The 9831-nt window shown below is 73.5% G+C and carries 9 protein-coding genes; 6 read left to right on the forward strand and 3 right to left on the reverse strand.

Annotated elements, in window-relative coordinates:
* Positions 1–76 precede the first annotated feature (76 nt).
* Positions 77–265: a DUF7455 domain-containing protein gene (locus tag LWC35_RS38145; RefSeq protein WP_037050289.1), complete on the reverse strand. Its 189-nt coding sequence runs from the start codon at positions 263–265 to the stop codon at positions 77–79.
* 301 nt (positions 266–566) lie between these two features.
* Here LWC35_RS38145 and LWC35_RS38150 point away from each other — a divergent pair, with 301 nt between their 5' ends.
* From LWC35_RS38150 to LWC35_RS38175, 6 genes are all read left to right on the forward strand, one after another.
* Positions 567–1472 carry an EamA family transporter gene (locus tag LWC35_RS38150; protein ID WP_372463177.1) on the forward strand — a complete coding sequence of 302 codons (906 nt, stop codon included), beginning with the start codon at positions 567–569 and terminating at the stop codon, positions 1470–1472.
* A gap of 530 nt (positions 1473–2002) precedes the next feature.
* A complete protein-coding gene (locus tag LWC35_RS38155) occupies positions 2003–3151 on the forward strand; it encodes a sugar ABC transporter substrate-binding protein (RefSeq protein WP_232875447.1) in 1149 nt (382 codons plus the stop codon).
* Between the two features lie 78 nt (positions 3152–3229).
* The gene (locus LWC35_RS38160) at positions 3230–4006 is read left to right on the forward strand and encodes an ATP-binding cassette domain-containing protein (RefSeq protein ID WP_232875449.1); all 777 of its coding nucleotides are present in this window, start codon (positions 3230–3232) and stop codon (positions 4004–4006) included.
* A complete protein-coding gene (locus LWC35_RS38165; RefSeq protein WP_232875451.1) occupies positions 4003–5442 on the forward strand; it encodes a sugar ABC transporter permease in 1440 nt (479 codons plus the stop codon). The genes LWC35_RS38160 and LWC35_RS38165 overlap by 4 nt, the downstream gene beginning before the upstream one ends.
* Positions 5439–6638 (forward strand): ROK family transcriptional regulator, encoded by a 1200-nt coding sequence (locus LWC35_RS38170; RefSeq protein ID WP_232875453.1) that lies wholly within the window; start codon positions 5439–5441, stop codon positions 6636–6638. Before LWC35_RS38165 ends, LWC35_RS38170 begins: the two co-directional genes overlap by 4 nt.
* A gap of 326 nt (positions 6639–6964) precedes the next feature.
* On the forward strand, positions 6965–7765 hold the full coding sequence (locus LWC35_RS38175) for a hypothetical protein (RefSeq protein ID WP_232875454.1): 801 nt from the start codon (positions 6965–6967) through the stop codon (positions 7763–7765).
* Between the two features lie 11 nt (positions 7766–7776).
* Here LWC35_RS38175 and LWC35_RS38180 read toward each other — a convergent pair whose 3' ends face one another.
* Both LWC35_RS38180 and LWC35_RS38185 read right to left on the reverse strand, forming a co-directional pair.
* Positions 7777–8031, reverse strand: a complete 255-nt coding sequence (locus LWC35_RS38180) for a hypothetical protein (protein WP_232875456.1) — start codon at positions 8029–8031, stop codon at positions 7777–7779.
* A 542-nt stretch (positions 8032–8573) separates the two neighbouring features.
* On the reverse strand, positions 8574–9831 hold a 1258-nt coding region (locus LWC35_RS38185; protein ID WP_232875458.1), incomplete at its 5' end, for a YncE family protein.

The following is a 9831-nucleotide window of genomic DNA, read 5'->3' on the forward strand; positions in this document are numbered from 1 at the left end:
CACCCGGGGGGGCGGGCCCTCTCGACGACGCTCACATGACCGGCGAGGGGAGTCGCCGATCGCCCATCACTCGTGCCTACTCGGCACCCTGCTGGACGTCCACCTCGAGCTCGCGCAGCTTGTCGGCGTGCGCACGCGCGTGGTGTCCGCAGAACAGGAGCTCGCCGCCGGAAGGCAGCACGGCACGAACCTTTGCGGCCGCTCCGCAGCGGTCACAGCGGTCGGCGAGGGTCAACTCGGGCCGGGTCAGGGTTCCAGGCTGCATAGCGGTCTCCCTCCGTCTCGACACCGGTCTCCCGGTGTCGCTTGCTGTGACGACCGCTCGCGCGGTGCGCCCACTCTTGCAGACGTTCACTACCCCTGCATGTGTTCCCGTCCCGTGTCGCGACGACAATCACAGATCGACCTTTCGGGGTCGGGTGACCGTCGAGGCGGTGGCGGTCCGATGACGAACACGGATTCAGTTGACTACGAGTGAATGATGCGGTGCGCGGTGTGACACCGCAAGGTGTGGCGTGTAAACAGTCGGGTCCTCGCGGCTACGGAGCGCAACCGGGGGTGGGGTCGTGACGTCGAGCCCGACCCGCCGGGTCCCGGCGCCCGTGCTCTTCGTCGTCGGGGGCGCCTCGATGTACGTCGGGGCCGCCCTCGCGGTCGGAGTGTTCGACCGGTTGTCGCCCGCGGCCGTCGCAGTGTTACGGATCTTGGGCGCGGGCCTGGTGCTGCTCGCCTGGCGGCGTCCGCACGGGGCGGCCTGGCGGCCCGCGCGGCTGCGCCGGTCGATCCCGTTCGGGCTGGCGACGGCGCTCATGAACGCCGCGTTCTACGAGGCCATCGCGCGGCTGCCGCTCGGCACCGCGGTGGCGCTGGAGTTCTGCGGGCCCGTCGCGGTGGCGGCGGCGCTCTCGCGCCGGCCCCGGGACGTCGGGGCCGTGGTGCTGGCCGCGGGCGGGGTCGCCCTCATCGCGGATGTGCGCTGGTCGGGCAGCCCTTCGGGGGTCCTGTGGGCGCTCGCCGCGGCCGTCATGTGGGCCGCCTACATCCTCCTCGGCAAGCGGGTGGCGACCGCCGGGAACGGGGTCGACGACATGGCCGTCGGCTTCACCGTCGCGGCCGTCCTGTGCTCGCCGGTGCTGTTCCTCGACGGCGCCGCGGGCCTCGCGCCGCTCGCCGACCCGGTGGTGGTGCTGCTGGCCGTCGGCGTCGGCGTGCTGTCCAGCGTGATCCCGTACGGCCTCGACCAGGTGGTGCTGCGGCGGGTCGGGCAGGGCCGGTTCGCGGTGCTCCTGGCCCTGCTCCCGGCGACCGCGACGGTGATCGGCTTCCTGGCGCTGGGGCAGCTCCCGGGCGCGGCCGAGGCCGTCGGGATCGCCGCCGTCATCGCTGCGGTGGCGCTGCGGTCGCGGGACGGGGACCGCGCACCCGAGGTCGTCCAGCTGCCCCGGGAGGCGCCCCCTCGTCACGGAGAGTGACGACCAGGGTCGGTCACCGTCCGTCGTCGCCAGGAGGCCGCCCGAGTGAAGACCACTCGATCCGGTGGTGGTCCCTTCGCGCGACATCGGCCGCGTCGGGAGCGGAGGTGCGGCCGCTCGGGGTGATACGGAGCGTGAACCTTCCCGGACGGAGCACGCCGGTCGGCGAGGTCGGGGGCCGGTCGACCCGTAGTCGTCGGGCCGGAAGCGCTCACCCCGCCGGCCCGCGCCCGAGTGGCGCAACTGGCGGTGCGGGCCTCGACGGTGAGGGCGGGCCGTCCCGTCCGCCACGCGGCCCGCTCGCGCAGCGCGCTTCGTGCCTCACCGAGGGAGACGGACCCGTGACACGGTGCGACGAGAATCGGCACTGCGACAACAAACACCGCCCGGCGAGACCGAATCGTGACGATCCCGAGGAACCTTGACCGATCCAGCATGCTTTGCATCACAGACTTCGGCCGCATACGTTGTCGCCCACAACATTCACCCGATGTCGACAGGCACCGGGCCCACAGTGAGGTGGAGGGCGGATGCGGGTAGGCAGGTCGGCGCTGCGTGGTGCGCCGAAGATGATCGCGGCGCTGGGACTGGGGCTGGTCCTCACCCTCACCGCGTGCGGGGCGAACAGCTCCGGCGGTTCCTCGGGCGGCTCGTCCGGCGGCTCGGCCGCGCCGAGCAGCGGCGGCGTCAAGGTCGGCGTCATCCTCCCGGAGACGGACACGTCGGCGCGCTGGGAGGGCTTCGACAAGCCCATGCTCGACAAGGCCATGCGCGCCGCGGGGCTCGACCCCGACATCCAGAACGCGCAGGGCGACGAGCAGAAGTTCTCGACCCTGGCCGACGGGATGATCTCCAGCGGCGTGAAGGTGCTGGTCATCGCGTCGATCAGCTCCGACGGCGGCTCCGCCGTCGCGGCCAAGGCCAAGGCGCAGGGCATCCCGGTCATCGACTACGACCGGCTCAACCTCGGCGGCACGAGCGACTACTACGTGTCCTTCGACAACGAGAAGGTCGGCGCGCTGCAGGGCCAGGGCCTCGCCCAGGCGCTGCAGGGCAAGCAGGGCGCGCAGGTCATCCAGATCGAGGGCGCGCCCACCGACAACAACGCGACCCTCTTCTACAACGGCCAGCAGACCGTGCTGAAGCCGATGTACGACGCCGGCCAGCTCAAGCTCGTCGCCAACCAGGCCATCGACAAGTGGGACAACCAGGTCGGCGGTCAGACCTTCGAGCAGCTGCTCACCGGCAACGGCGGCAAGGTCGACGGCGTCGTCGCGGCGAACGACGGCCTGGCGGGCGCGATCGTCACCGTGCTGACCAAGTACGGGCTCAACGGCCAGGTGGCCGTCACCGGCCAGGACGCCACGGCGGACGGCCTGCAGGCCATCCTGCGCGGCGACCAGTACATGACGGTGTTCAAGCCGATCCAGGAGGAGGCCGACGCGACCGCCAAGCTCGCCGCGGCCCTCGCCAAGGGCGACACCGCCACCGCGGACCAGACGGCGACCCAGACGGTGGACGACCCGAAGGGCAACCGCGAGGTCAAGTCCGTGCTGCTCACCCCGCAGCTGATCACCAAGGACAACGTGAAGACGGTGACGGACGCGGGCTACGTCAAGGCCGGCGAGATCTGCGTGCAGGCCACGCAGGCCGCCTGCGACGCGGCCGGCATCAAGTAACGGAGCCGGGCGCGCGGCCGCGAAGGGAGCCGACCCTCGGCACCCGTCCCGGCCGCGCGCCCCCGCATGGAGGTCCGCATGTCCGAACCCATCCTGCAGCTGCGGTCCGTGTCGAAGAGCTTCGGCGCGGTGCAGGTGCTCCACGACGTCGACCTGACGGTGCGCGCCGGCGAGGTGACCGCGCTCGTCGGCGACAACGGCGCCGGCAAGTCGACGTTGGTCAAGTGCGTCGCCGGGATCCACCCGATCGACGGCGGCGAGATCCTCTTCGACGGCGACCCCGTCGCGCTGCACAGCCCCTCCGACGCGTCGCGGCTCGGGATCGAGGTCGTCTACCAGGACCTCGCGCTCGCCGACAACCTCGACATCGTCCAGAACATGTTCCTCGGCCGGGAGCGCGGCAGGCCCTGGCTGCTCGACGAGGCCGACATGGAGCAGGCGGCGCGGCGCACCCTGGCCTCGCTGTCCGTCCGCACCGTCACCAGCGTGCGGACCCCGGTGGCCTCCCTCTCCGGCGGCCAGCGGCAGACCGTCGCGATCGCCAAGGCCGTCCTCTGGGACTCCCGGGTCGTGCTGCTCGACGAGCCGACCGCGGCGCTCGGCGTCGCGCAGACCCGGCAGGTGCTCGACCTCGTCCGCCGGCTCGCCGAGCAGGGCATCGGGGTCGTCCTGATCAGCCACAACATGGCCGACGTGTTCGAGGTCGCCGACCGCATCGCCACCCTCTACCTCGGCCGCATGGTGGCCGAGGTGCCCACGCGCGACGTCACGCACGGGCAGGTCGTCGAGCTCATCACCGCAGGCCGGTCCGGGGACCTCGGGCTGGCCCGACCGGAAGGGGTGGTCGGGCAGTGACCGCACCCGAGACGCACAAGTCCGCCGCCGAGAAGGCCGGCCCCGGCAACCGGGCGGCCGACTTCGGCATCGACACCACCGCCCGCACCACGGGCGAGGCGATCCGCGGCTACCTCCGGGGCCTGCGCAACGGCGAGCTCGGCTCGCTGCCCGCGCTGCTCGGCCTCGCCGCGCTGTTCGTCCTGTTCACGATCCTCGACTCCGGCGGCACCTTCCCCAGCCTGCTGAACCTCGCGAACCTCCTCCAGCAGGGTGCCGGCCGGACCATCATCGCGATGGGCCTGGTGTTCGTGCTGCTCACCGGTGAGATCGACCTCGCCGCGGGCACGGCGTCGGGCCTCGCGGCGGCGCTCATGGCGCTGCACCTCGTGAGCGGCGGGAACATGCTCGGCGCGATGGGCGGGTTCGTCTTCGCGGTGCTGATCGTCGCGATGCTCGTCGCCGCGGCGCTGGCGATCTGGGTGCGGGTGTGGGCCGGCGCGGTGGTGAGCGTGCTGACGGCAGCGATCCTGCTGGTCGGCGTGCCGGCCAACCCGTGGATCGAGATGCTGCTCGCGGTGGGCGTCGGCGTGGTCGTCGGGTGCCTGACCGGCTTCCTCGTCGCCCGGGTGGGGATGCCCAGCTTCGTCGTCACCCTCGCCCTGTTCATCACCTGGCAGGGCGTGATCCTGCAGCTCATCGGCGACGGCGGCACCCTGGGCCTGCGCGACCCGGTGATCAACGCCGTGGCCAACGGCAACCTGTCGACGGTCGGCTCGTGGGTGCTGTTCGTCGTCGCGGCGGGCGGGTACGCGGCGGTCAAGCTCCTCCAGCAGCGCGCCCGGCTCCACAAGGGCCTGGTGGCGCAGCCGACGGGGCTGGTCCTGATCAAGGTCGGCGCCGTCGTCGTGCTCGGTGCGGTGGCGACCTTCCTGCTCACCCAGGACCGGTCGCCGGGGGTCATCGCGATCTCCGGTATCCCTTATGTCGTGCCGATCGTCCTGGTCCTCCTCGTGCTGGGGACCTACGTCCTCGACCGCACGCGGTTCGGCCGGCACGTCTACGCCGTCGGCGGCAACCGGGAGGCGGCCCGCCGGGCGGGCATCGACGTCGTCCGGATCCGGGCGGCCGTGTTCGTGATCAGCTCGGCGTTCGCGGCGATCGGCGCGATCGTCTACTCGTCGAAGGTCGGGTCGGTCTCGCCCGCGGCCGGTGGCGGCAACACACTGCTGTTCGCGGTCGGCGCGGCCGTGATCGGCGGGACGTCGCTGTTCGGCGGGCGGGGCCGGGTGTCCAACGCCGTCATCGGCGGTGCGGTGCTGGCGACGGTCGAGAACGGGCTGGGCCTGCTCAAGCAGCCGGCCGCGGTGGTCTTCATCATCACCGGCCTGGTGCTGCTGCTCGCGGCCGGCGTCGACGTCCTGTCCCGGCGGAAGTCGGCGGCCGCCGGGAGGTGACCGAGCGAGCCCGCGAGCGAGAAGTCCGCTCGGTCCCGACCTCCGGCACCCGTCCCGACGACGCGCGCCGGCACAACCGGACCGCGCTGCTGCGGCGCCTGCACGTCGAGGGGCCCTGCACCCGCGCGACACTGGCGAGCGAGCTCGGGCTCAACCGCAGCACGATCAAGGCTGTGGTCGACGGGCTGGCGGAGGCGGGCGTCGTCACGGAGGCCGTCCCGGCGCAGCGCACCGGCGCCGGGCGGCCGTCCCTGCTGGTCCTGCCCGAGGCGCAGGCCGCGGTCGTCCTGGCCGTCGACGTCCGGGTGGACCAGGTCGCGATGGCCATGGTCGGGATCGGCGGGCAGATCCTCGGCCGGCACAGCTGGAACCTGCACCGCACGACCCGGCTGCCCGGCGAGGTGATCACGCACATCGCCGAGTCGGCCCAGCTGCTGCGCGACGAGCTGGGCGTCCGGGAGCAGGGGGTCGGGATCTCCGTGCCCGGCGTGATCCGGCGGGCCGACGGCCTGGTCCACGAGGCCCCCAACCTCGGTTGGCGGGAGATCGCCCTGGGCAGCCGGCTCGCCGCGGTGCTCGGCTCGCCCACCACCGTCGGCAACGACGGCGACCTGGGCGCCCTCGCCGAGCACGTCCGCGGGGCGGCGCGGGACGCCTCCGACCTGCTCTACCTGTCCGCCGACGTCGGTGTGGGCGGCGGGGTCATCGTCGGCGGGGTGCCGCTGCGGGGGTCCGGCGGGTACGTCGGCGAGATCGGGCACATGATCGTCCGGCCCGGTGGGCGGGCGTGCTTCTGCGGCGAGCAGGGCTGCTGGGAGACCGAGGTCGGCGAGCCCGCGCTCTGCCGGGCGCTGGGGCTGCCCGAGGACACCCCCCGCGGCGTCCTGGTGGCCGAGCTGCGGGACCTCGAGTCCCACCCCGGCCGGCTCGACCTGCTCGCCGAGTTCGGGGAGTGGCTGGTCACGGGCCTCGTCACGGCCGTGAACATGCTGGCCCCCGAGCTCGTGGTGCTCGGCGACCTCTTCGCCGCCCTCCCCACCCCGCTCGTCGACCGGATCCGCGACGAGCTCCACCGCCGCAGCCTCGTCAGCCGCGCCGCCGGCCGCACCCGCGTCGCCGTCTCGCCACTGGGGCGGGACGGCAAGCTGGTCGGCGCCGCCGAGCTCGCCTTCGAACCGGTCCTCGGCGCGGTGTAGCAGTACCACACCCGCCCCGACTCCCCGCGACTCGGGAGTTCCTGCAACGCGGGTCGGGCTGGGCTCCCGCAACTCGAGCTCTGAACTCACGCGAGTCGGGCTCCGAGCTTCGGCACGTTGCGCTGCCCCGGGAGTCGGCGGTTCGGGGTGGCCGAGTTGGCCATACCCGTCGTCTCCCGACATGTGCGGTTCGGTGGCCCGGAATCGCCGACTCGCGGGAGGTTGACCGGGGGCCGCCGAGCGCCCACCGTCATCCCGGGCACGTGAGGTGCGGTAACGGCCGGCCGTCGGGGCCGAGCCTCCGGTACGGGCGCGAGGGGACGGGCATGCGGGGGATCGGCGGGGCCGTCGTCCCGCTCCGGCGCGCCCTGCTGCTGATCCTGGCGGTCGTCGGGTTCGGCACGGTCTTCGCCGGTGCCGCGGCCGCCGACGTCACGCTCTCGCCCGACCACAGCGACCCCGGCGCCCGCGACGTCGTCGTGACGTTCCGGGTGACCAACGACGACCCCGCAGACCCGGTCGTCGCGCTGCGGGTGGACCTGCCGACGGCGCGCCCGTTGGAGGACCCGCGGCCGTCGGCGCCACCGGGATGGCAGGCCACGAGCACGGCGACGGGAGTCGAGTGGAAGGGCGGAACGGTCGGGGCCGAGCCCGTGGACCTCGTGCTGCGCGTGGGCCGGATGCCCGAGGGCGCGGGTCCCGTGCGGTTCCGGGCGACGCAGACGAGCCGTTCCGGCGTCGTCGCCGAATGGTCGGACCTGGTCGCGCCCGGGCGGCCCCCGCCCGCCCACGCGGCCCTCGCGCTCCCGTACGGAGCCCCGCTACCGCCGGCCCCGGCAGCCCCGGCCGGCCATCACGACCACGACCAGGCGGCACGGGACGCCGTGGCAGGCCTGCCCGGGACGCGGTCGCCCGCGGCGAACGCGGCGTGGACCGTCGGCGTGGGGCTCGCCCTCGCGGCGTTGGTCGCGTGGGGGATCCGTGAGCTGGGGAAGTGGCAGGCCACCCGGTTCGCCGCGCATCGCGAGAGCGGGAGCGGGGCGGCGGAGGATCGTGAGGAGCTCGGCAGGTCCTCGCGGGCGGTCCCCGGCGCGGCCGAAGGGGCGCGGCTGTCACGCAGCGAGTAGTGCGCGGGCCGTCACGCAGCGAGTAGTGCGCGGCCGGACTCGGTGAGGGCGACGGACCCGTCGGCGTCGGCGATGAGGCCGGCGTCGGTGAGGCGCGGGGCGGCGAAGGGGTCGGCGAGGAACAGCCCGTCGACGAGGAGGGCGGAGCCCCCCGACAACCGGACGCGGCCGGCCTCGACGGCGCGCAGGACGGCGCGGTCCCGGTGGGAGAGCGCCGTGGTGCCGGTGCCGGTGACGAGAGCGAGCTGAGCGGTCTGAGCGGACATCGTGCTTCTCCTTCCGTCCTGGCGCCGGGGCCCTCCCGGTGTCGGTGTCGAACGAGAAGAAGCATCCCGCCGGGCCGACCCGGCGACGAGGACGCTGGCCCCACTCCTACCGGGGCCGACCCGCCGACCGGGGTGGGGGTGACCCCCCGCGCCAGAACCGCTGCAGCGATACCCGCGACCCGAGGGTCTGAACGCAAGCGACCGCGCGGATCGGCGAAACCCCCCGAATCGCGGTACCCGGCGCCGACCCACGGAGTACCGGACGCAAGCGCCGGGATCGACTCCGGGTGCAACTCGGTCGGCCGAGACCGCCGACTCGCGGGAGCCAGCCCACACCCCGACTCGCGACGGCGGAACTCGCGACTCGCGCCGGCGGAACTCGCGACTCGGGCCCGCGGAACTCGCGACTCGCGCCGGCGGAACTCGCGACTCGGGCCCGCGGAACTCGCGACTCGCGCCGGCGGAACTCGCGACTCGCGGGAGAGCGGGCCGGGAGCCCGTCGGAGGGGCCGGTCGGCGGTGGGGCCGTGACGGCGCCGGGGTCAGCCGGTCAGGTTGACCTCGGTGAGGGTGCCGCTGTTGAGGTTGGTGATGTACGCCTTCTTCCCGTCCGGGGTGACCGCGAGGCTGGTCGGGGCGTCCCCGGTCGGCAGGGTGGCGGTGACGCCCCAGCTCTGGGCGTTGATCACCGTGAGGTTGTCGCCCTCCACCCCGGTCACGTAGAGGAACCGGCCGTCGGGCGCCCAGGCGACGTCCTGCGGCTTGTGCCCGACCGGCACCGTCGCGACGACCTGCTGGGTGTTCGTGTCGATGACGGTCGCGGAGTCGCTGTCGTAGTTGACGTTGGCGACCCACCTGCCGTCCGGCGAGACCTCGAGGCTGTGCGGGCTGACCTGCACCTTGACCTCGCCGGTCACGGAGTCGTCCGCCGTGTTGATGATCGAGATGACGCCGGACTCGTGGTTGGCGGTGTACGCCGTCTTCCCGTCGGGCGAGAACGCCACCCAGTGCGGGTTCGGTGCGACCTTGATGTCGTGGATCAGGCTGCTGCTCGCGGTGTCGATCACGCTGACGGTTCCGGAGTCGTGGTTGGGCACGTAGAGCTTGGACCCGTCGGGCGTGACGGCGAGGGCGAACGGCCGGGTGCCGACCGGGATGGTCGAGGTGATCGAGTTGCTGGTCGTGTCGAGCACGCCGACCACGTTGACCGTCTTCTGGTCGTTGAAGATCGAGACGTAGACGCGCTTGCCGTCCGGCGCGAAGGCCAGGTACTGGGGCGGCCCGGCCTCCACCGGGATCGTCGCGATCACCTTGTCGACCGAGGTGTCCACCACGGTGACGACGCCGGCGTTGCGGTTGGCGATGTACGCGAGCCGGCCGTTGGGCGACAGCGCGATGTAGCCGGGGGTCTTGCCCACGGGGATCGTCGAGCCCAGCGACGGGATCGGCACGCTGGTGGCGATCTGGGGCTTGGACGCGTCGGCGGCCGGCGGGATCTCCTCGTTCGAACCGCTCCCGCCCGCGACCGACGTGCTCGTGCCGGCGGTGCTCCCGACCAGTCCGAACTGCTTCGCGGCGAACCAGCCGACCCCGCCGACGGCGGCCAGGAGGACCAGCACCACGAGCCCCACGATCAGGGCCTTGCGTCCGCCGCCGGAGGGCTCGGACGGCTCGGGCGGACCGGGGGGCGGCGCGCCGCCACCGGGGGTCCCGCCCCCGAAGCCGCCGCCCCCACCACCGCCGCTGCCGCCACCGGGACCCCCCGGCCCGGTCGGTCCGTTGGGGCCCCCGGCGTACGGC

This window comes from Pseudonocardia kujensis, assembly GCF_021283305.1.
In the GTDB taxonomy this organism is placed as follows: Bacteria; Actinomycetota; Actinomycetes; order Mycobacteriales; family Pseudonocardiaceae; genus Pseudonocardia; species Pseudonocardia kujensis.

What these genes read in the sequence shown, in the direction of transcription:
- LWC35_RS38145 (WP_037050289.1), bottom strand. Translation starts at nt 265, where the DNA reads ATGCAGCCTGGAACCCTGACCCGGCCCGAGTTGACCCTCGCCGACCGC.
- LWC35_RS38155 (WP_232875447.1), top strand. Translation starts at nt 2,003, where the DNA reads ATGCGGGTAGGCAGGTCGGCGCTGCGTGGTGCGCCGAAGATGATCGCG.
- LWC35_RS38160 (WP_232875449.1), top strand. Translation starts at nt 3,230, where the DNA reads ATGTCCGAACCCATCCTGCAGCTGCGGTCCGTGTCGAAGAGCTTCGGC.
- LWC35_RS38175 (WP_232875454.1), top strand. Translation starts at nt 6,965, where the DNA reads ATGCGGGGGATCGGCGGGGCCGTCGTCCCGCTCCGGCGCGCCCTGCTG.
- LWC35_RS38180 (WP_232875456.1), bottom strand. Translation starts at nt 8,031, where the DNA reads ATGTCCGCTCAGACCGCTCAGCTCGCTCTCGTCACCGGCACCGGCACC.